We start from the raw sequence: 20,211 nt of genomic DNA, 5'->3' as shown, positions 1-20,211 counted from the left end.
CCGGCCCCGGTGCCGTCATGACCGCTCTCCCGCCGCGTCCGAGTTGGTACCCCCGTGGTCCCCTCCGCGCTGTGGTTCCCCGCGGCGTCCTTCTTCCGTGGCCGTCGCGGTTTCATTCACGACCCTGCGGGTAGCCATGAGGGACCACCAAGCACGACCAACTTCTGGAGGTTGCCATGGGCACCATCACGATGCTGCTGGCCGGCACTGCCGGCCACGTCCTCGTAGGTGACCTGCGCTTCGCGGCGCCTCCACGTCCTGCAAGGAGAGCCGCATGACTGAGATCCCACCGCCCCCGCCGTTGGACCCCACGCGCCGGCCCGAGCCGCCGCAGACGGCCTTCCCCTCCCACGGCTTCGACGAGCCGGACCGTACGCGCGACGTCGCCAAGGACGAGGCCGCCACGGTCGCATCCGATGCGAAGGACAGCGCGCAGCAGGTCGCGAGCACCACCAAGGAACAAGCGGCCGAGGTCACCCAGGAAGCCAAGACCCAGGCCCGCGCCCTCTACGACCAGACCAAGGGCGAGATCGGTCAGCAGGCCACCGACCAGCAGGCACGGGCCGCGAGCGGGCTGTCGACGCTCGCTGACGAGCTGAGCACCATGGCCGAACGCTCCGACGGCGGTATGGCCGCCGACCTGGCCAGGCAAGCGGCCGATCGGGCCCACACCGCGTCGCAGTGGCTCGAGCAGCGCGAGCCCGGTGACGTGCTCGCCGAGCTCACGAGCTTTGCCCGCCGTCGCCCGGGCGCCTTCCTCGCGGGCGCTGCAGCCCTCGGGTTCGTCGGCGGACGCCTCGTCCGTGGTCTCGCTGACGACGCCCGGGACGACTCCGGCGACGACGGCGTGCCCGCTCCCCCTTCGCCCGGCACCGCTCCCACCGGCGCCGTGCCGCTCGCGACCGTCCCGGTCAGTGCTGTCCCCGTGGCCGACCCTGGCTTGGTGGAGCCCACCGTCGGGATCGGCGAGGTGCCCGGCACGGCCGTGCCCGGCACCCCCGGCGGATCCGCGCTCCCCCCGCCGCAGGAGGGCCGATGACAACCAGTCACGGCGCCGGCAGCGGCGAAGAGGCGTTGACCGGCCGCCCCCGCGAGTACGCGCACGTCTCGGACGCGGTGCCCGAGCCAGAACCGCTCCGTGGAGCGCACGAGACCTACGCGAAGGGCGAGGTCGGGTCGATCGGCCAGCTCGTGGGCGACATCGCAGGCGACATGTCGGTGCTCATCCGTCAGGAGGTCGCCCTGGCCAAGGCCGAGGCACAGCAGTCCGCGAGCCAGGCGGGCAAGGGCGCAGGGCTCCTCGGTGGCGCTGGGCTGGCGGCTTGGTTCGCCCTGTTGTTCCTCTCGATCGCGCTGTGGTGGGCCCTGGGCTCATGGATGGACAACCGCGGCTGGGCGGCCGTCATCGTCGCCATCATCTGGGGCATCCTCGCCGCGATCCTCGCGGTCAGCGGGCGCGCCCAGCTCAAGCACGTCAAAGGATTGCCGCGCACGGTCGAGACCGCCAAGAAGGTCCCGGACGCGCTCAAGGGAAACGAGGATCACGCATGACCAGCAACGACCCCGACCAGATCCGAGCTGAGATCGAGCGGACCCGGTCCGACCTCAGCACCAACGTCGACGCCCTGGGCGAGGCGGTCACCCCCGGCAACATCGCCCGTCGGCAGGCCGACAAGGTCAAGGGCGGCATGACCGGCTTGAAGGACAAGGTCATGGGGGTGGACGACCCGACATCGCCGACCGTCGCGGAGCGCGGGAGCGACCGGGCCGACGAGGCGCGCCGCCAGCTCAAGAGCAAGACCAGGGGCAATCCCATGGCCGCAGGGCTCATGGCCTTGGGAGCCGGGTGGCTGCTCGGCTCGCTGCTGCCGGCCTCCGAGAAGGAGAAGCAGGCCGCAGTCACCGCCAGGGAGAAGGCCGCGCCGATCCTCGACGAGGCGAAGTCCATGGCCCAGGAAGGCGCCGAGCACCTCAAGGAGCCGGCTCAGGAGGCGGCCCAGTCGCTCAAGGAATCGGCGCAGGACGCTGCCGAGACCGTCAAGGCCCAGGGCCAGCAGGAAGCCGACAAGGTGAGCACGAGCGCCGCCGAGTCACGCGACGCAGTGCAGCAGCACCAGCAGCGACCGGACACCAACGTCTGAGCGATCTGACGAGCCGTCAGGTCAGCACGGGCCGCGCACCAACAGGTGCGCGGCTCGTGGTGTGAAACCACTCAGTCGGGGGTAGAGACGCTCTCGGGGAGGAGCTGCGAGCACGCAGGTCGTCTCCCCTGCGCCGAGAGGAGACGGATGACCGAGCGATCGCCAGTGCAGGCGGGTGCCGTCGACACGGGCGAGGATGGGCCGATCACGGTCGCCTCCGTCCCCGCCTCGCACGTCTACGTCCGGCACATCGCCGCGCTCGACGGGGAGCCGACCCACGTCCAGCGCTTGGCGGACCCGGACCCGGACGCCCCCGGCCGCTCCACCATCGAGAAGTGGTGGCCACCGGTGATGCTGGACCCGGCGTGGCTGGCTGAGGCGGAGTACGACCTGCTGCACGTCCAGTTCGGCTTCGACGCGCGGGACCCCGAGGAGCTGCGCGAGGCGATGTCCGTCGTACGGGGGCGGGGCGCCCTCTTCGTCTACACGGCCCACGACCTGCGCAACCCGCACCACCCCGACAGCACCACCCACGGGCGCCAGCTCGACGTGCTCATGGAGTACGCGGACGCCGTCATCACCCTCACCCCCGGCGCCGCCGACGAGATCCGTCGCCGGTGGGACCGGGAGGCGATCGTCCTGCCGCACCCGCACGTCGTCGACTTCGCGACCATGGACGAGCACCGCACCCGCAGGATGCAGCTGGGGTCGCGGGAGGAGTTCCGTGTCGGCCTCCACATCAAGAGCCTGCGGGCCAACATGGACCCGATGGCGATCCTGCCGGTCCTCGAGGAGACCGTCGCCGGGCTGCCCGGCGGGGTGCTGCAGGTCAACGGGCACCGGGACGTGCTCGACCCGGACGGCAACCGCCGCGACGCGGTGCTCGCCGCCCACCTCACCGAGGCCGCGGACCGAGGACTGCTCGAGCTGCGCGTGCACGACTACTTCGACGACGACGCCCTGTGGGCCTACCTCGGCTCGCTCGACGTCTCGGTGCTGCCGTACCGCTTCGGCACCCACTCGGGGTGGCTCGAGGCCTGTCGCGATCTGGGGACAGCGGTCGCGGCGCCCACCTGCGGGTACTACGCCGAGCAGGGCCCGGTGCTGTCCTACGAGCTGGACGAGGACGGCTTCGACCCCGAGACCCTGGCGCGGGCCATCACCCGTGCCCACGAGCAGGGGCCCGTCGCGGCGCTCACCGTCGACGAGCGCCGCCGCCAGCGCACCGAGATCGCCGCGGCCCACGAGTCCCTCTACCGGCGGTTGCTCCGATGAGCCGCCCACGCCGGGGACTGCGCATCTGCCTCATCGCCTCCAGCCGGTTCCCCGTCCGGGAGCCCTTCGCCGGAGGCCTCGAGGCGCACACCCACGGGCTGGCGAAGGAGCTGCGACGTCGGGGACACCGGGTGACCCTCTTCGCCCGGTCCGGGTCCGACCCGGACCTGGACGTCCATGAGCTGCCGCTGGCGCTCTACGCCCCCGACGAGACGGCCCGCAAGGACGTCGCCGCCCCGCCGGAGATCTGGATGGAGGAGCACCACGCCTACCTCGGACTGATGCTGGACCTGATGCGCAGCGGGCGGAGCACCTACGACCTCGTGCACAACAACAGCCTCCACCACCTGCCGGTCGCCATGTCGTCCGCGCTCCAGATCCCCGTCGTCACCACCCTTCACACGCCGCCGCTCCCCTGGCTGACCTCCGCCGCGCAGTTCGCGGGGCCAAACTGCCACTTCGTCTCCGTCAGCACGGCCACGGCGAGGGCCTGGGCGGACGTCGTGCCGAGCGCCGCGGTCCCCAACGGGGTCGACCTCGACCAGTGGACGCCCGGGCCGGGCGGCGGCCCCGCGATCTGGTCGGGACGCATCGTCCCGGAGAAGGCCCCGCACCAGGCGATCCTCGCGGCGCGCGGGGCCGGAATGCCGCTGCGGCTGGCCGGTGAGGTGCTCGACAACGGCTACTTCGCGCGCGAGGTCGAACCGCTCCTCGGCGACGACGTCGAGTACGTGGGTCACGTGTCGCACCGCGAGCTCGTCGGGCTCGTCGGGCAGGCTCGGGTCGCTCTCGTGACGCCGGCCTGGGACGAACCCTTCGGTCTCGTCGCCGCCGAGGCCATGGCGTGCGGCACGCCCGTCGCGGCCTTCTCCCGCGGCGCCCTCACCGAGCTCGTCACGCCCGAGACCGGTGCGCTCGCCGACGCAGGCGACGTCCCGGGCCTGTCGGAGGCCATCAGGACCGCGGTGGTGCTGGACCGGCACGCGGTCCGGCGCGCGGCGGAGACCCGCTTCTCCCACCGGGCCATGGTCGACGGTTACGAGGACGTCTACCGCGACGCCCTGGAGGCGGCCGGCGCGTGATCGGCTACTACGTGCACCACCAGGGCTCGGGGCACCTCCACCGGGCCCAGTCCGTCGCCGCGGCGTGGGGCGAGGACGTGACCGGGCTGTCGACCCTGCCGCGGCCCCCAGTGTGGCCCGGGGAGTGGGTGCAGCTCGCGGACGACGCACCCACGGACGGAGCCGAGGGGTGCACGGACGTGACCGCCGACGATCACCTGCACTGGGTCCCCGTCGGGCACCGCGGCCTGTCGGAGAGGATGTCGCAGCTGTCGTCCTGGCTGGACGCAGAGCGCCCGAGCCTCGTCGTCAGCGACCACTCCGTCGAGGTCACCCTGCTCGCCCGGCTGCACGGCGTCCGCGTCGTCGGCGTCGTCCTGCCCGGCGCGCGGTCCGACCGTGCGCACCTGCTCGGATACGGGGTGTGCGACGCGCTCGTCGCGATGTGGCCCGAGTCGGCCGGCATGTCGACCGGTCTCCCGTCGGAGCTGCACTCGCGCCTGCGCTGCCTCGGCGGGCTCTCCCGGTTCGCCCCCGTGTCGCCGCCGACGCCCCCGGCGGGCGAGCCGGTGCGGCCACACGTCGTCGTCCTGTGGGGTCGCGGCGGTGACGGCCCGCCCGCGCGGGACCTGGCGGCGGCACGCGAGCACACACCCGGGTGGACCTGGACGGTGCTCGGCGGTCAGGACTGGGTCGACTCCCCGTTCGCCGTCCTGCGCTCCGCCGACGTCGTGCTGACGCACGCGGGGCAGAACGCCGTCGCCGAGACCGCCGCCGCGCGCCGACCGGCCATCGTCCTCCCGCAGCCGCGGCCCTTCGACGAGCAGGAGGCGATGGGGCACGCCCTGCGGGACGAGCAGTGGCCCGCCCTCGTGCTCGCGTCCCTGCCCACCGACCCCACGCGCTGGGCGGGTCTGCTCGAGCGAGCCCGCGCCCTCGACGGCGAGCTGTGGCGCGGCTGGTGCGACGGCGACGCGGCCGAGCGCTTCGCCCGCGTCCTGCGCGAGGTCGACGCGGCATGACCGTCGCGACGATCACCATCGTGCACGGTCGCCGGCGCCACCTGGCCAACCAGGCGCAGACCCTGGCGCGCGGCACCCGCCGGCCGGACCACCGCGTGGTCGTCGCCATGGACGACCCGGACCTCGAGGTGCCCGGCGCGCGGGTGCTCCACCTGCGCACCGGTTCGCCCGAGCTCCCGCTCGCCGCCGCCCGCAACCTCGGGGCGCAGGAGGCGCGCGAGCTCGGGGCCGGGGTCCTGGTCTTCCTCGACGTCGACTGCCTCGCGGGAGCGGACCTCGTGGAGGCGTACACCGCGGCAGTGGCCGACGAGCCGGACGTCGTGTGGTCGGGACCGGTGACCTACCTGCCTCCGCCTCCCCCGGGCGGGTACGACCTCACCGCCCTCGAAGGGGCGGACGCGCCCCACCCCGGTCGTCCGGCACCCGAGCCCGGCGAACGGCTCCCCAACCCCCGTCCCGAGCTCTTCTGGTCCTTGTCCTTCGCGCTCGCGCAGGACACCTGGTCACGCATCGGCGGGTTCTGCGAGGAGTACACGGGCTACGGAGGGGAGGACACCGACTTCGGGCGACTCGTGCTCGAGCGCGGCGCACGCCACGGCTGGGTCGGCGGTGCGCGGGCCTACCACCAGCACCACGAGGTCGAGTCCCCGCTCGTGCGTCACCTGGACGCCATCCTGCGCAACGCCGCGGTCTTCCACGAGCGGTGGGGCGAGTGGCCGATGACCACCTGGCTGCACCAGTTCGCGGACCTGGGCCTCGTCGAGTGGCGCGACGGCCGGTGGCAGCGCGCCCGCGGCTAGGGGCGCGCGTGCCGACCCGTGCGGCCGGCGGGACCGGTAGCGTCGCCGATGACGCCCCGACGAAAGGCCACCCGTGCGCGCACCACACGAGATCGACCTGCCCGTCCACTCCCCCGCAGACGCCGTCTTCGACGCGGCCCTCGGGGTCGTGCAGAACACCAAGAACCTGCAGGTCCTCGCCGTCCACACCCAGGGGCACAGGCTCGTCGCCCTCGAGAAGTCCAAGATGTCCAACCCCAAGATCTTCGTCATCGGCGTCGGCGGGCAGGGCGACCAGAGCCTGCTGCGCGTCGCGGTCGGGTCCGACCCGCGCACGCGCAAGGCGCTGATGGACGGCAAGTTCAACAAGACGGCTGCCACCAAGTACGTCGAGTCGGTGCAGGCAGCGCTCTCGGGTGCCGCCCCGGCCCCGAGCTCGCCGGTCGCCAACCACTACGTGCAGAAGAAGAACGAGGTGCCCTGGGAGGACCCGGCGGCGGAGCCGGACATCGACCTTGGGTTCTCGTGGCTCGGTCTCGTGGCCCACATGCGCTGATGCGACCCCGCACTGCAGCCTCGCCGCACGGCGGTTAGCGTGTCCGGTGCCCATCGGACCCAATCCCCTGTGAGGTCTCCTCGTGAGCTCCCTTCGTCGTGCTCTCTCCCGCTTGACCGTCGCCGCCACGGCGACCTCCCTGATCACCATCGTGCCGGTCGTCGACACGAGCGCTTCCCCCAAACCCGTTCCGGCTCAACGGGACTCCATCCGGATCGGCGGCATCGACCGCTCGGCGCTCAAGGCGGCGCCCGCCGTCCCCCAGCGCGGTAGGTCCGACGACAAGGTCGTCGGCATGACCGCCCCGACGGCCACCCGCGACTTCCGCGTCGCGGGCGTGACGTGGAGCGGCGAGCGCACCGACGTCGAGGCCTTCGTCCGCACCCGCGACGCGGCGACCGGCCGGTGGACCGGGTGGAGCCTGCTCGAGGCCGAAGGGGGTCCGGACGCGGGGTCCGCCGAGGCCGCCTCCCAGCGCGGCGGCACCCAGCCGCTCGTCACGGCCGAGTCCGACGGCGTGCAGGTGAGGGTCGAGTCCGCAGGCGCGAGGCCGTCCGACCTCGAGGTCGACCTCGTCGACCCCGGGACCTCCGACGCGGACGGTGACGTCGGCTCCGCCCCGCCCGCCACGGCGCACGGCGTCCAGCGCCGTCCGACCGTCCACACCCGGGCCGAGTGGGGAGCCGACGAGTCCATCCGCAAGGGCGAGCCCGACTACGGCGAGGTGAGGGGTGCCGTCGTGCACCACACCGCCGGCATCAACACCTACTCCAAGGACGACGTGCCGCAGATCCTGCGCGGGATCTACGACTTCCACGTCAACGGCCGCGGCTGGAACGACATCGGCTACAACGTCCTCGTCGACAAGTGGGGCCGCCTGTGGGAGGGCCGTGCGGGCGGCCTCGACAGGGCCGTCATCGGGGCGCACGCGCGGGGCGTCAACTCGCAGACGTTCGGCATCTCCGCGATGGGGGACTACGACGTCACGGCCGCGCCGACCGCGATGGTGACCGGCATCGAGCGCTTCATGGCGTGGAAGCTCGGTCGCCACCACGTCGACCCCACCGCCAAGGCCACCATCGGTGGCGTGTGGCGCCCGACGGTCCTCGGGCACCGCAACGTCGGGCAGACCGCCTGCCCCGGCCGGTACCTGCAGTCCAAGCTCTCCGGCATCCGGACCAACGCCAAGGAGCGGCAGTCCTCCGCCTTCTACCGGCCGAGCACGAGCCCACGCTGGATCACCTACGGCAGCGGCGGCTCGGCGCTCAACGTCAAGACAGGCGGCGACGTCACCTGGCGGGTGCGCATCCGCAGCGACGAGCACGGCGTCATCTCCGACCGCAGCAGCACCCGCACCGGCGACACCGACCTCACGGTGACGTGGAAGGGACGCCTCGCCGACGGCGAGTGGGCCACTCCCGGTGAGTACGAGGTCATCCTGAGCGGCAAGGACACCAGCTCCGGTACCTGGGTCCCGGGCTGGCGGGACACGGTCACCGTCACACCCTGACGCCTAGCGGGAACGCCACATCTGCTGGGCCTGCGCGATCTCGGCGCGGATCGCGCCCATGATGGCGTCGGTGACCTCGCGGGCGGCGGCGTCGTCCGTGCGGCCCGCCCACGCGGACAGGTCGAGCCGCGGCCCGACCGACAGGCAGGCCGTGTGGCGGTGCCAGATGTGGTGGTGGCCCTGCTGGGGCCCCCACGTCCCCACCGGGATGACGGCCGCGTCGGGGTGGCGCAGGGCCAGCCGGGCCGCGCCGGTCCTCGCGGGCCCGGGCATGCGGTCCGGCTCGGTCGTCAGCCGCCCCTCGGGGTAGAGCGCGACGAGCTGGCCCTGGTCGAGCCGCTCGGACGCGCTGTCGAGGGCCTGCGCCGCCGAGGACGAACCCCGCGCGACCGGGATCTGCCCGGTGGCGCGAGCCAGCGCACCGACGCCGGGCCAGCCGAAGACCTCCTGCATCGCGAGGAAGTGGGGGAAGCGCCGGTGCCCGATCGCCGCCCGGGCCACGGCGAGGGGGTCCGTCATCGTGAGGTGGTTGGCCACGAGGATGACGGGCCCGGTGCGAGGGATCCCGCCGGCGCGGTACCTCACCCGGTGGACCGTCTTGGCCACGCACCACACCAGCGCGAAGCCCGCGGCGTTCTTCGCGTGCTGACGAGGTGAGGTCACCTCACGCATTCTGGCCCACGATCCGACCGCAGGTGGGGATCACTCCTTGCAGGTCAGCGCGTCGCCGTCGGGCGTCGCGCCGGTGAGCCAGAACTCGTCGACCGCTTTGTCCACGCAGTCGTTCTGGCGCATGTACGCGGTGTGCCCGTCGCCCTCGTGGGTGATGAGCGCGGAGTCGGCGAGCTGCTCGTGCAGGCGCTCGGCCCACTCGTACGGCGTCGCCGGGTCGCGGGTGGTGCCGACGACGAGGATCGGGTCGGCCCCCTTCGCGTCGATCTCGTGCGGCGTGCTGGTGGACTCGACCGGCCACTCGGCGCACGGGGACTCCGAGGACAGCGCACGTCCCCAGATCGGCGCGGCCGCTACCGCCTCGTCCACGAGGGCGTCCTGGTCGACGTCCTGCTCCGGACGGTCCAGGCAGTTGACCGCAGGCAGTGCCTCGAGGAGGTTGGAGGCGTAGTCGCCACCGGAGTCGCGGCCCGCGTAGGTACGGCCGAGCTCGCTCAGCGGGCCGCCGTCACCGTCCTCCGCGCTCACCAGCGCGTCGGTCAGCTGCGACCACATGCCCTGGTCGTAGAGGGCCTGCGCGATGCCCCAGGTCGCCCACCCCTCGGTCAGCTCGATGCCGGCCGACGCGGGCAGCGGCTGGCCGTCGAGCTGCTGCAGCAGGTCCTGCACGCTCGCCACCACCTCGTCGACGGTGCCGCCGAGCGAGCAGTCGTTGTCGACGCAGTCCTGCGCCCACGCCCGGGTCGCGGTGTCGAAGCCCTTGGCCTGGCCGATGACGACCTCCTGCGCGGTCGCGTCCGGCGGGATGACCCCGTCGAGGACCATCCGTCCGGCACGGTCGGGGAAGAGCTCTGCGTAGGTGGCGCCGAGGTAGGTGCCGTAGGACTTGCCGAGGTAGGTCAGCTTGCCGTCACCGAGCGCGGCACGCAGGACGTCCATGTCCCGGGCAGCATCTGCGGTCGAGACGTGCCCGAGCAGCTCGCCGGTCCTGCTCTTGCAGCCGTCGGCGAACTCCTGCTGCTCCGCCCGGTCCGCGGCCCGCTCCTCGTCGGTGTCCGGCGTCGGGTCCTTGGCCAGGTAGGCGTCCATCCCCCGGTCGTCGAGGCAGTCGACCGGCTCGGAGCGCGCGACCCCACGGGGGTCGAAGCCCACGACGTCGAAGTTCTTGCGGATCCGCTCGCTGACGACGAAGTCGGCCGCGGCGGCGTAGTCGACGCCCGAGCCTCCGGGGCCGCCGGGGTTGACGACGAGCGAGCCGGCGGCCTCGTCCTTGGCCTTGACCCGCAGGACCGAGATCTTGAGGGTCCTGCCGTCCGGGTCCTCGTAGTCCATCGGCACCTCGAGCTGCGCGCACTCCCCGTCGCCGCGCTCGCACCCGCCCCACTGCAGGTCCTGCTCGTAGAACCGCTCCAGCCCCTGCGTCCCGGCGGGCGGTGCCTGGTCCCCTGTCGTCAGCCCCGTCGGACGGGTGTCGGGCTCGAGGAGCGAGCACCCCGCCACCGGCAGGACCACCGCCGCCACCGCAGCGACCAGACGGAGCGAGCGCGCACGAGACCTCATGCCGCAGACGCTACCTGTGGCCCGCGACGGCGCACGACGGCCACCGAGCGGGTCCTACCGCCGAGCAGGCAGCTGCAGGGACACCGCCATCGCCTCGAGGGCGAGCAGGGGCGCGACGTTGGCGGCGATCCGCTCGCGCGCGGTGGCGATCGACTCCATGGCGACGAGCAGTCCCTCGCCGCTGAACGAGCGCGCGACCTCCTCGACCACGGGCCTGGCGTCCTCGTTGACGAGAGCGACCGGGGAGCCGGCGTGCAGGACGAGCGCGTCACGGTAGATCGAGAGCAGGTCGACGAGCGCGCGGTCGATCATGTCGCGGGTGAACCGGGTGGCGCGGGTCTTCTGCTCCTTCTCCAGCGAGGTGACCTGGGCGCGGATGTGCGGGGGCTGCGTGCGCGCGGACGGGTCCGCGCCGAGCGTCTCCAGCAGACGCGCCTTCTCGGCAGCAGCGCGCGACTCGAGCGTGCGGTCGCGCTCCTGCTCGGCGATCTGCAGGAGGTCGGCAGCCGCGCCGACGGCGTCGGAGACACCACGGATCCGAGACGCGAGGGTGATCGTGTCGCGGCGCCGGATACGGGCGCCCTCGTCGGTCGCGAGGCGCTTGGCCAGCCCGATGTGGCTCTGCGCGGCGCGCGCGGCGTAGGTCGCCATGCCCGGGTCGATGCCGTCACGGCGCTGCAGCAGGGCGGCGACCTCGGCGACCGGTGGCGTGCGCAGCCGGACGTGCCGCGAGCGCGAGCGCACGGTGATGAGCACGTCCTCGAGGCTCGGCGCGCACAGCAACCAGACGGTGCGCGGCGTCGGCTCCTCCAGCGCCTTGAGCAGGGCGTTGCCCGACTGCTCGGTCAACCGGTCGGCGTCCTCGATGAGGATGATCCGGTACCGCCCGACGCTCGGCGAGCGTCCGGCGAGCTGGACGAGGTCACGGGTCGCGGCGACGCCGATCGACAGCGCCTCGGTGACGAGCACGTCGACGTCGGCGTGCGTCCCGTCGAGGGCGGTCCGGCACTCCCGGCACTCGCCGCAGCCGCCGCGCGGGCACAGCAGCGCACCCGCGAAGGCCCGTGCCGCCGTGGAGCGCCCGGACCCCGGCGGGCCGGTGAAGAGCCACGCGTGCGTCATGGACGTCGGGTCGGCGACCGCCCGCGTCAGGGTCTCGATCGTCTCGCTCTGCCCGACGACGTCCCGCCAGATCGGCGGCGCCGTGGCGCCCCCGAGGGCCGCACCGGCGCTCACAGCACTCCCTCGTCCACGAGCCGGGCGTGCACCCGCTCAGCGATCTCGTCCGGGGACGCGGTCCCGTCGACGACGAGGTACCGGTGGGGCTCCCCCTTCGCCATGGCCAGGAAGTGCTCGCGGACCGCCACGTGGAAGGCATCGGCCTCCGACTCCATCCGGTCGTCCGTGCCGCCGCGACGCTGCCGACCGGTCGCCGGGTCGACGTCGACGACGACGGTCAGGTGCGGCATGAGGCCGCCGACCGCCCAGGCCTGGAGGTCGGCGACCTCCTGCGCGCCGAGCGCGCGGCCCGCGCCCTGGTAGGCGACGGAGGAGTCGACGTAGCGGTCCGTGACGACGACCGCGCCGCGGGCGAGCGAAGGGAGGATGACCTCCTCGACGTGCTGGGCCTTGTCGGCCGCGAAGACCAGCGCCTCCGCACGGGGGGTGAGCGCACCACCGTGGAGCACGAGGTCCCGCAGCGCCGCGCCGAGCGTCGTGCCGCCCGGCTGTCGGGTCACGACGACCTCACGGCCGGCAGCTTCGAGCGCCTCCGCGACCCGGCGCACCTGGGTCGACTTGCCCGCGCCGTCGCCGCCCTCGAAGGCGATGAAGTACCCGCTGTCCGTCACCCGGTCGACCCTATGGCACGCCCCGGACACCGCTCGCGCGGTCGCGCGCGGCCGTGCTGCGGAAGGTCACAAATCGGTCGCGGAAGCCCTCTGGGCGGGCACCGCCGCGCGAAGCACGCTTGGGTGGGAGGGCTCCGACCGCCGGGGCGCGAAAGGTGGGCCGTGGGCGAGTTCGTCTCCGACAAGTGGCAGGACATCCTCTACCGCGCCTTCCAGCACCTCTCGCTGGTCGTGCAGTCGGTGCTCCTGGCGACGGTCATCGCGATCCTGCTCGCGGTCCTCGTCACCAGCGTCCCGAGGCTCAAGCCGGCCGCCAACATGCTCAGCGCCATCGGCCTGACGATCCCCTCCTTCGCGCTGCTCGGCCTGCTCCTGCCGCTCGTCGGCATCGGCGCGCTGCCCTCGGTCATCGCCGTCACGTTCTACGCAACCCTGCCGATCCTGCGCAACGCCGTCGTCGGTCTCTCCGGCGTCAGCCCGACGCTGCTGGAGTCGGCGAAGGGGATGGGCATGGGCTCCACGTCCCGCTTCGTGCGCGTGCAGCTCCCGCTGGCGTGGCCCGTGATCATGGCCGGGCTGCGGGTGTCCGCTCAGATGTCGATGGGCGTCGCCGCGATCGCCGCGTACGCGCTCGGCCCGGGCCTCGGCCCGTACATCTTCACCGGGCTCGCCCAGATCGGCGGCGCCAACGCGCTCAACTACGCCCTCGTCGGCACGCTCGGCGTCGTCGTCCTCGCCCTCCTGCTCGACGCCGCCCTGCTGCTCGTCAGCCGACTCACCACCTCGAAGGGGATCCGCGCCTGATGTCCACCACCGACGACCAGCCTGCCGAGCACCACGACGACGCCCCTCGCCCCGAGGTCCCGACCCGCGAGGTGAGCGGCGCCGAGATCGTCTTCGACAGCGTGGTCAAGACCTACCCGGGGCAGCGGACGCCCGCGGTCGACCACCTCTCCCTCACCGTCCCCGCGGGCCAGATCACGATGTTCATCGGCCCCTCGGGCTGCGGCAAGACGACGACGCTGAAGATGATCAATCGGCTCCACGAGCCGACCTCCGGCACGATCACCATCGACGGCGTGGACATCCGCTCCAGGAACGCGACGGAGCTGCGCCGCACCATCGGATACGTCATCCAGGGCGGCTCGCTCTTCCCCCACATGAGCGTCGGCGACAACATCGCGCTCGTCCCCCGCCTGCTCACGTGGGACAAGCAGCGGATCACCGAGCGGGTCGACGACCTGCTCGAGCTCGTCGGTCTCGACCCCGCCCGCTACCGCAACCGCTACCCGAAGGAGCTCTCGGGCGGCCAGCAGCAGCGCGTCGGCGTCGCCCGCGGCCTCGCGGCGGACCCGCCCGTGCTGCTCATGGACGAGCCCTTCGGCGCGGTCGACCCGATCACCCGCCAGCGGCTGCAGGACGAGCTGATGAGCATCCAGGAGGAGCTGCAGAAGACGATCGTCTGCGTCACCCACGACATCGACGAGGCGGTCAAGCTCGGCGACCGCATCCTCCTGCTGCGCGAGGGCGCCCACATCGCGCAGTACGACACCCCGACCAACATCCTGGCCAACCCCGCGGACGAGTTCGTCGAGGACTTCGTCGGCGCCGGCTCCTCGCTCAAGCAGCTGAGCCTCTCCCGCGTCGACGAGCTCGAGCTGCAGTCCCCCGTCGTCGCCCGCGTCGGGGACGAAGGGAGGGCCGCCGCCGAGGCCGCCCGCGCCGCCGGCCAGCGGGACGTCATCGTCCTCGACGGCCGGCGTCGCCCCGTCGGCTGGTACAGCCTCGGCGAGGCCTCGCGCATGGCCCGTCTGCCTGAGCTCACCGACCAGGACATCTCGGTGGTCGACCGTCGCGCCACGATCAACGACGCGCTCGACTCGATGCTCGCCAGCTCGCACGGTGGCGTCCTCGTCACCGGTCGCCGCGACGAGTTCCTCGGCGTCGTGACCTTCGCGGCGGTCACCGACCACATCAAGGCGACCGCGGAGGAGGCGGCCTCATGACCGACGCGCTCCCCTCCCCTTCGTCCGCGGACACCGGTGTCGAGGACCGGCGCACGACGATCGGCCTGCTCGTCGGTCTCCCGCTGCTCTGCGCCGCCGTCCTCGGCGGCTGGGCGCTCTGGCGGCAGAACGCGGACCTCGACGAGATCGAGAACCGGCAGCTCGCCTGGGGCACGATCCTCGACCTCACCCGCGAGCACGTCGAGCTCACCCTCGTCACGACCGCCGTCGTGCTCGTCACCGCGATCCCGACCGGCATCATCCTCACGCGCGGGCCCGCCCGCCGGTTCGCCGGACCGATCACCGCGGTCGCCAACGCCGGCCAGGCCGCCCCGGTCATCGGCCTCATCGTGCTGCTCGCGATGTGGCTCGGCTTCGGCACCCGCACGGCCGTGATCAGCCTGGCGATCTACGGGTTCCTCCCGGTGCTGCGCAACACGATCGTCGGCCTCCAGCAGGTCGACCACACCCTCGTCGAGGCCGCGCGCGGCATGGGCATGTCGCCGCTCGACGTGCTCCGCCGCGTCGAGCTGCCCCTCGCGATGCCGGTGATCATGGCCGGCGTGCGCACCGCCCTCGTGCTCGTCGTCGGCGCCGCGAGCTTCGCGACCTTCGTCAACGCGGGCGGGCTCGGGGCGCTCATCGTCACCGGCATCACGCTCTTCCGTTACCCGATCCTCGTGAGCGGCGCCGTCATCATCGCGGTCCTCGCCCTGCTCATCGACTGGGCGGGCCGGGTGCTCGAGCTGGTCCTCACGCCCAAGGGGACCCAGTGATGACGCGACGTCGCCCCCCTTCGCCCGGCCCGACGCGACGCGCGCTGCTCCTCGGCGGCGCCGGCGCGCTCGGCCTGGGTCTCGCCGGCTGCGGCCTCGGGACGAGCGGTGGTTTCGTGCCGTCGGGCGAGGCCGCCGGCCCCATCGCCGACATCGACCTGTCGGGCGCGACGATCGGCGTCGGGTCGAAGAACTTCACCGAGCAGCTCATCCTCGGCAAGATGGCCGTGATCCTCCTGCGGGCTGCGGGCGCCGAGGCCCCGGACCTCACCAACATCCCCGGCTCCTCCAGCGCCCGGCAGGCGATGATCGAGGACCAGGTGCAGATGCAGTGGGAGTACACCGGGACGGCGTGGATCGCCTACCTCGGCGAGACCACCCCCATCCCCGACGAGCAGAAGCAGTACGAGGCCGTCCGCGACCGGGACCTGGCGGACAACCAGCTCGTCTGGCTCGAGCCGGCGCCGATGAACAACACCTACGGCTTCGCCGGCCCGCGCGAGGAGATCGAGCGGCTCGGCATCAGCAAGCTGTCGCAGCTGAAGGACGTCCCCGAGGAGGACCTGACTTTCTGCGTGGAGTCGGAGTTCAACAACCGCAACGACGGCTTCGGCCCGATGCTCAAGGCCTACGGGCTGACCCGCGGTAGGAGCTTCCCCGACGACAACGTCAAGGTCCTCGACACCGGCGCGATCTACCAGGCGACCGACACCGGCACGTGCACCTTCGGCGAGGTCTTCACGACCGACGGCCGGATCAAGGCGCTCGACCTCGTCGTGCTCGAGGACGACAAGGCCTTCTTCCCCAAGTACAACGTCGCGCCCGTGCTCACCGAGCGGGTCGTCGACGAGCACCCGGCGGTCGTCGACCTCTTCGCGCCCGTCGTCGAAGAGCTCACCGACGAGGTGCTGATCGACCTCAACGCCAAGGTGGACGTCGACGGCGAGGACCCCGCCGACGTCGCCATGGAGTGGCTGCAGGCCCAGGGGTTCATCGCCCGCTGAGCCCGCACCGACCGAGCGCCGCGAGGACGCGGACGCCGGCACCACGGGGATACCTTGGGCCGGTGACCTTCAGCGACGAGACCGCCCGCGCCCTGACCGCCCGCGCCCTGACCGCGCAGACCGACGGGCGGGTGCCGGGGCTCGCCGCCGGCGTCGCCCGACGGGGCCGTCTCGAGTGGTCCACGGGGATCGGCACGGTCGATGTCGACCGCCCGGGTGACGCCCCCGACGAGGACACCCAGTACCCCGTCGCGAGCAACTCCAAGACCTTCACCGCGGTGGTCACGATGGCGCTGCGCGACGAGGGCCGCCTCGACCTCGACGACACCGTCGAGACCCACCTCGCCGACGCCGCGCACCCGGGCGTGACGATCCGCCAGCTGCTCTCGCACACCTCAGGGATGCAGCGCGAGCCGGTCGGCGACGTCTTCGACACGATGGTCATGCCCACCCGGGAGGAGCTGCTCGCCGGCTGGTCGCAGGCCGAACGGGTCGGTCGGCCGCACGACCGCTGGCACTACTCCAACCTCGCGTACGCGACGCTCGGCGAGATCATCTCCCGCCTCGACGGGTGCAGCTGGGAGGACTCGGTCCGCCGACGCATCCTCGACCCGCTGGAGATGCGGCGCACCGGCACCGCACCCTCCGGGCGGCAGGCGAAGGGGTACTTCGTCCCGCCCTTCGCCGACGTCCCGGTGCCCGAGCCGGTCTTCGACGCGCGGGCCCTGGACCCCGCGGGCGGGCTGCGCTCGACGCTCGCCGACATGGCCCGGTGGGGTGGGTTCATCGCCGACCCGGTCGAGGAGGTCCTCTCCGCCGGCACGCTCGAGGAGATGTGCCAGCCGCAGGTCATGGCGGACACCGTCGGCTGGACCTCCGCGTGGGGCCTCGGCCTGCAGCTCGTCCGGCACGAGGGGCGGACGTGGGTCGGTCACACCGGCGGCTGGCCGGGGTCGATCACCGGCGTCTTCACCGAGCGCGCCTCGGCGACGACGGGCGTGGTCCTCATGAACAACACCGCGCCCGTCCCGCCGGCGGCGGCCGCCATCGAGCTCGGCACCATCGCGATCGAGCGCGAGCCGGTGCCCGCCGAGGCGTGGGTGCCGGGCACCGACCTGCCCGAGGACCTCGTGCCGCTGCTCGGCCACTGGTACTCCGAGGGCATGCACTTCGTGCTGTCGGTCCGGCAGGGGGTGCTCGAGGCCCGCGTCGCGGGTCAGCCCAAGGAGCAGCCGTCGTCGGTCTTCGAGTCCGCGGGCACCGACCGCTTCGTCACCGTCTCCGGCCGCGAGGCGGGCGAGCACCTCGTCGTGCACCGGGACGGGGAGGGGACGGTGAGCCACTTCAGCTGGGCGACCTACCGCTTCACCCGCGAGCCGCTGGCCTTCGGCGCCTGGCTGTAGGCCCCCGGCCGCGCCGTCACGACCCGGCCCGCTCCCAGGCCTCGACCGGTCCGGGCACGACGTCGAAGAGCGGGTGCGGGCGCGGGCCCTCGAGGCGCAGGGCGGCCGCCCACTCGGGTGCGCGCTGCTCGCACTTGGCGAGCAGGTGGGCGTGCTCGAGGGCGAGCTGCCCGTCGGTGACGATCATCCGCAGTCCCGGGTCGCCGGGACCCGAGAGCCGTGTCCGGTCGAAGCGGTAACCCCGCCGGTCGGCCTCGTCCGCGAGGCCGGAGAGCCAGGTGACCACGCCGGTCACCGGTTCCCCGAGCGCCCGGAACCGCTCGAGCTGGGGGTGGCGCGTGTACCCCTTCGTCCGGCCGAGCAGGACGGCCTGCGCGAGCAGGCCCTCCCGCCAGCCGGACACGAGGGCGGCCCGGTCGAGCTGGGTCGGGTCCAGGCTCCACAGCCTCATCGAGGCACCTCGTCCGGGGACGGCTGCACGTCAGCCCGGGAAGGTCTTGCGCAGCTCCCGGGCCAGGACCTTGCCGGTCGCATTGCGCGGGAGCTCGTCGAGGAAGACGACCTCGCGGGGGACGCAGTGCCGCGCGCGGTTGGCGCGCACGTGCTCCCGGACGTCGTCACCGGTGAGGCCCTGGCCCTCGTTGAGCGCGACGAAGGCAGCCAGCCGCTGACCGAAGTCCGGGTCGGGGACACCGATGACCGAGACCTCGCGGACGGCCGGGTGCTCCGCGAGCAGCCCCTCGACCTCGATGGGGTAGACGTTCTCACCGCCGCTGATGATCATGTCGTCGTCACGACCGTCGACGAAGTACAGGTCGCCCTCGACGTGGCCGATGTCCCCCGTGGAGACGAGCCCGTCGACGAAGTCCTTGGTGTTGCCGTTGGTGTAGCCGTCGAAGACGAGCTCGTTGCCGCAGAAGATGCGGCCCTTCTCGCCCGGTGGGACCTCGCGCCCGTCGTCGTCGAGGATCCTGACGACGGTGCCGAGCGGCGGCGTGCCCGCGGTGTTGGGGTGGCGCCGCAGGTCGGCCGGGGTCGCGATGCACACCCACGAGGCCTCGGTCGAGCCGTACAGGTTGTACAGGACGTCGCCGTACTCGTCCATGAACCGCCGCGTGAAGCCGGAGGGGTAGGCCGAGCCGGAGGTCGCGACGACCCGCAGCCGGCGGCGCTCCCGCGCGGCCGGGTCGCTCGGCAGCTCCATCATCCGCTGGAGCATCACGGGGATGGCGAACATCGCGTCGGGCTGCAGCTCCTCGAGGGCCGCGCGGGCCGCCTCGGGCGTGAAGCGACGCTGCAGGACGATCGTCGCGCGCAGCGCCATCGACAGCTGCATGGCGGCGTAGCCCCAGGTGTGGAAGATCGGGGCCGCGATGAGGATCCGGTCGTGGGCACGAAGGGGGATCCGGTCGATGATCGAGATGAGCGGGCCGAACCCACCGGGGGTCTTGCGGGCCGCTCCCTTCGGCGTGCCGGTCGTGCCGGACGTGAGGATGATCGTGCGGCCACCCCGGGCGGGGACGGGCAGCTCGCTCGGGCGCGCGGTCCGCGCGACCCGGTCGGCCAGCTCGGTCTCGGTGACCCGCGGCAGGGACTGCGGCAGGTGCTCGACGACCTCGGCGAACTCGTCGTCGTGGATCAGGGCCTGGATGCCCTGCTCCTCCGCGACGAGCGCCAGCTGCGGCCCGGCGAGGCCGGTGTTGCCGAGGACGAGGTCGATGCCGACCGCTGACGTGGCGCACATGACCTCGATGGCCTGGACGTGGTTGCGGGCGAGCAGCCCGATCCGGTCGCCCGGGCCGAAGCCGAGCTCACGCAGGATGACGGCGACCTTCTCGGAGTTGGCGAGCAGCTCCGCGTAGGTCGTGGCGCCCCGGGTCTCGTCGATGACGGCGACGGTCCGGGGCGAGCGGCCCGCGGCCTGGCGCAGCTCACCGGCGAGGCCGAAGCCCCACTTCCGGAGCGCGGCGAGCTGCTTGACCTGGGCTGCCGGGGGTCCGGGGTTGAGCATGCCGCGCTTGGCCATGGTCTTGGCGATGATCAGGGGGTTCATGTCAGCGCTCACGCCTTCGGGATGTCGAAGAGGGTGGGGAACTTCGCGGCCAGGGCGAGGTCGCCCCTGACCTTGATCTTGCCGCGCATCGCGAGCATCGTCGGGTTGCCGCGGCCCGTCGCGATCTTCATGAACTCCGGCGGCGCCATCATCAGCGAGGCGTCGTAGGACTCCCCCGGCGTCTCGGAGATGGTGCACGTGCCGTCGGCGACGACGATCTCGTAGGTGTCGTGCGGCCGCTCGTCCGGCCCGCCCGTGATGCGGAACTGGACGGTGCCGTGCAGCCCCGCCGCCCGCTCGGGACGGAAGAGGCCGGGGAAGCGCGCGAAGACCGCGTCGAGGATCGGGATCCGCAGCTCACCCCGCATCGTCTCGCTGAGCTCGCGGTCGGACATGCCCTTGACCGTCCGGGCGAACTCCTGCGGGGTCATCGTGTCGAAGGTCGTCGGGTCGAGCTCCATCGCTGCTCCTCTGGGTACGCGGGTTGCCCGGACCATACCCATCGGTAACCACAGCGGCAACGGGAGTCCATCCCCCGTCGCC

Annotated in this window: 21 protein-coding genes; 14 read left to right on the top strand and 7 right to left on the bottom strand. The window is 72.8% G+C overall.

Annotation, left to right across the window (positions count from 1 at the left end; genetic code table 11):
- Window positions 1-274 precede the first annotated feature (274 nt).
- The 9 genes from JT1_RS00230 (at window position 275) to JT1_RS00190 (ending at window position 8,344) form a co-directional block, all read left to right on the top strand.
- On the top strand, window positions 275-1,039 hold the full coding sequence (locus tag JT1_RS00230) for a hypothetical protein (RefSeq protein ID WP_169701777.1): 765 nt from the start codon (window positions 275-277) through the stop codon (window positions 1,037-1,039).
- The gene (locus JT1_RS00225; RefSeq protein ID WP_082807369.1) at window positions 1,036-1,551 is read left to right on the top strand and encodes a phage holin family protein; all 516 of its coding nucleotides are present in this window, start codon (window positions 1,036-1,038) and stop codon (window positions 1,549-1,551) included. Before JT1_RS00230 ends, JT1_RS00225 begins: the two co-directional genes overlap by 4 nt.
- On the top strand, window positions 1,548-2,141 hold the full coding sequence (locus JT1_RS00220) for a DUF3618 domain-containing protein (RefSeq protein ID WP_068321200.1): 594 nt from the start codon (window positions 1,548-1,550) through the stop codon (window positions 2,139-2,141). The genes JT1_RS00225 and JT1_RS00220 overlap by 4 nt, the downstream gene beginning before the upstream one ends.
- Before the next feature lie 147 nt (window positions 2,142-2,288).
- Window positions 2,289-3,416, top strand: coding sequence for a glycosyltransferase family protein (locus JT1_RS00215; protein WP_068321197.1), 1,128 nt, complete (start codon window positions 2,289-2,291; stop codon window positions 3,414-3,416).
- Window positions 3,413-4,498 carry a glycosyltransferase family 4 protein gene (locus JT1_RS00210; RefSeq protein WP_068321194.1) on the top strand — a complete coding sequence of 362 codons (1,086 nt, stop codon included), beginning with the start codon at window positions 3,413-3,415 and terminating at the stop codon, window positions 4,496-4,498. The genes JT1_RS00215 and JT1_RS00210 overlap by 4 nt, the downstream gene beginning before the upstream one ends.
- Window positions 4,495-5,499 (top strand): glycosyltransferase, encoded by a 1,005-nt coding sequence (locus tag JT1_RS00205; protein WP_068321191.1) that lies wholly within the window; start codon window positions 4,495-4,497, stop codon window positions 5,497-5,499. Before JT1_RS00210 ends, JT1_RS00205 begins: the two co-directional genes overlap by 4 nt.
- The gene (locus JT1_RS00200; RefSeq protein ID WP_068321188.1) at window positions 5,496-6,299 is read left to right on the top strand and encodes a glycosyltransferase family 2 protein; all 804 of its coding nucleotides are present in this window, start codon (window positions 5,496-5,498) and stop codon (window positions 6,297-6,299) included. The genes JT1_RS00205 and JT1_RS00200 overlap by 4 nt, the downstream gene beginning before the upstream one ends.
- Window positions 6,300-6,372: 73 nt before the next feature.
- The gene (locus JT1_RS00195; RefSeq protein WP_068321185.1) at window positions 6,373-6,834 is read left to right on the top strand and encodes a hypothetical protein; all 462 of its coding nucleotides are present in this window, start codon (window positions 6,373-6,375) and stop codon (window positions 6,832-6,834) included.
- Between the two features lie 82 nt (window positions 6,835-6,916).
- The gene (locus tag JT1_RS00190; RefSeq protein ID WP_169701776.1) at window positions 6,917-8,344 is read left to right on the top strand and encodes a peptidoglycan recognition protein family protein; all 1,428 of its coding nucleotides are present in this window, start codon (window positions 6,917-6,919) and stop codon (window positions 8,342-8,344) included.
- 3 nt (window positions 8,345-8,347) lie between these two features.
- Here JT1_RS00190 and JT1_RS00185 read toward each other — a convergent pair whose 3' ends face one another.
- The 4 genes from JT1_RS00185 to tmk are packed head-to-tail and all read right to left on the bottom strand — an operon-like array spanning window position 8,348 to window position 12,426.
- Window positions 8,348-9,016, bottom strand: coding sequence for a lysophospholipid acyltransferase family protein (locus tag JT1_RS00185; protein ID WP_068321176.1), 669 nt, complete (start codon window positions 9,014-9,016; stop codon window positions 8,348-8,350).
- Window positions 9,017-9,046: 30 nt separating this feature from the next.
- Window positions 9,047-10,576 carry an alpha/beta hydrolase gene (locus JT1_RS00180; RefSeq protein ID WP_068321170.1) on the bottom strand — a complete coding sequence of 510 codons (1,530 nt, stop codon included), beginning with the start codon at window positions 10,574-10,576 and terminating at the stop codon, window positions 9,047-9,049.
- 54 nt (window positions 10,577-10,630) lie between these two features.
- A complete protein-coding gene (locus tag JT1_RS00175) occupies window positions 10,631-11,812 on the bottom strand; it encodes a DNA polymerase III subunit delta' (RefSeq protein WP_082807368.1) in 1,182 nt (393 codons plus the stop codon).
- Window positions 11,809-12,426 (bottom strand): dTMP kinase, encoded by a 618-nt coding sequence (tmk, locus tag JT1_RS00170; protein ID WP_068321167.1) that lies wholly within the window; start codon window positions 12,424-12,426, stop codon window positions 11,809-11,811. Before tmk ends, JT1_RS00175 begins: the two co-directional genes overlap by 4 nt.
- A gap of 162 nt (window positions 12,427-12,588) precedes the next feature.
- Here tmk and JT1_RS00165 point away from each other — a divergent pair, with 162 nt between their 5' ends.
- The 5 genes from JT1_RS00165 (at window position 12,589) to JT1_RS00145 (ending at window position 17,615) form a co-directional block, all read left to right on the top strand.
- On the top strand, window positions 12,589-13,230 hold the full coding sequence (locus tag JT1_RS00165; RefSeq protein WP_068321164.1) for an ABC transporter permease: 642 nt from the start codon (window positions 12,589-12,591) through the stop codon (window positions 13,228-13,230).
- The gene (locus tag JT1_RS00160) at window positions 13,230-14,432 is read left to right on the top strand and encodes an ABC transporter ATP-binding protein (RefSeq protein ID WP_082807367.1); all 1,203 of its coding nucleotides are present in this window, start codon (window positions 13,230-13,232) and stop codon (window positions 14,430-14,432) included. Before JT1_RS00165 ends, JT1_RS00160 begins: the two co-directional genes overlap by 1 nt.
- Window positions 14,429-15,208, top strand: a complete 780-nt coding sequence (locus tag JT1_RS00155; RefSeq protein WP_068321161.1) for an ABC transporter permease — start codon at window positions 14,429-14,431, stop codon at window positions 15,206-15,208. The genes JT1_RS00160 and JT1_RS00155 overlap by 4 nt, the downstream gene beginning before the upstream one ends.
- Window positions 15,208-16,212 (top strand): glycine betaine ABC transporter substrate-binding protein, encoded by a 1,005-nt coding sequence (locus JT1_RS00150; protein WP_082807366.1) that lies wholly within the window; start codon window positions 15,208-15,210, stop codon window positions 16,210-16,212. Before JT1_RS00155 ends, JT1_RS00150 begins: the two co-directional genes overlap by 1 nt.
- A gap of 62 nt (window positions 16,213-16,274) precedes the next feature.
- Window positions 16,275-17,615, top strand: coding sequence for a serine hydrolase domain-containing protein (locus JT1_RS00145; RefSeq protein WP_068321159.1), 1,341 nt, complete (start codon window positions 16,275-16,277; stop codon window positions 17,613-17,615).
- Between the two features lie 16 nt (window positions 17,616-17,631).
- Here the strand turns inward: JT1_RS00145 and JT1_RS00140 are convergent, their stop codons facing one another.
- The 3 genes from JT1_RS00140 to JT1_RS00130 are packed head-to-tail and all read right to left on the bottom strand — an operon-like array spanning window position 17,632 to window position 20,129.
- Entirely contained in the window at window positions 17,632-18,066 is a 435-nt protein-coding gene (locus JT1_RS00140; RefSeq protein WP_068321156.1) for a pyrimidine dimer DNA glycosylase/endonuclease V, read from the bottom strand.
- Between the two features lie 30 nt (window positions 18,067-18,096).
- The gene (locus tag JT1_RS00135; RefSeq protein WP_255218213.1) at window positions 18,097-19,680 is read right to left on the bottom strand and encodes an AMP-binding protein; all 1,584 of its coding nucleotides are present in this window, start codon (window positions 19,678-19,680) and stop codon (window positions 18,097-18,099) included.
- Complete coding sequence (locus tag JT1_RS00130; protein WP_068321150.1) at window positions 19,677-20,129, bottom strand: SCP2 sterol-binding domain-containing protein; 453 nt, start codon at window positions 20,127-20,129, stop codon at window positions 19,677-19,679. Before JT1_RS00130 ends, JT1_RS00135 begins: the two co-directional genes overlap by 4 nt.
- Window positions 20,130-20,211: the final 82 nt, after the last annotated feature.

The sequence above is a fragment of the Janibacter terrae NBRC 107853 genome (assembly GCF_001591405.1).
Lineage (GTDB): Bacteria > Actinomycetota > Actinomycetes > Actinomycetales > Dermatophilaceae > Janibacter > Janibacter terrae.
This window is presented reverse-complemented; position numbering and strand designations above follow the sequence as displayed.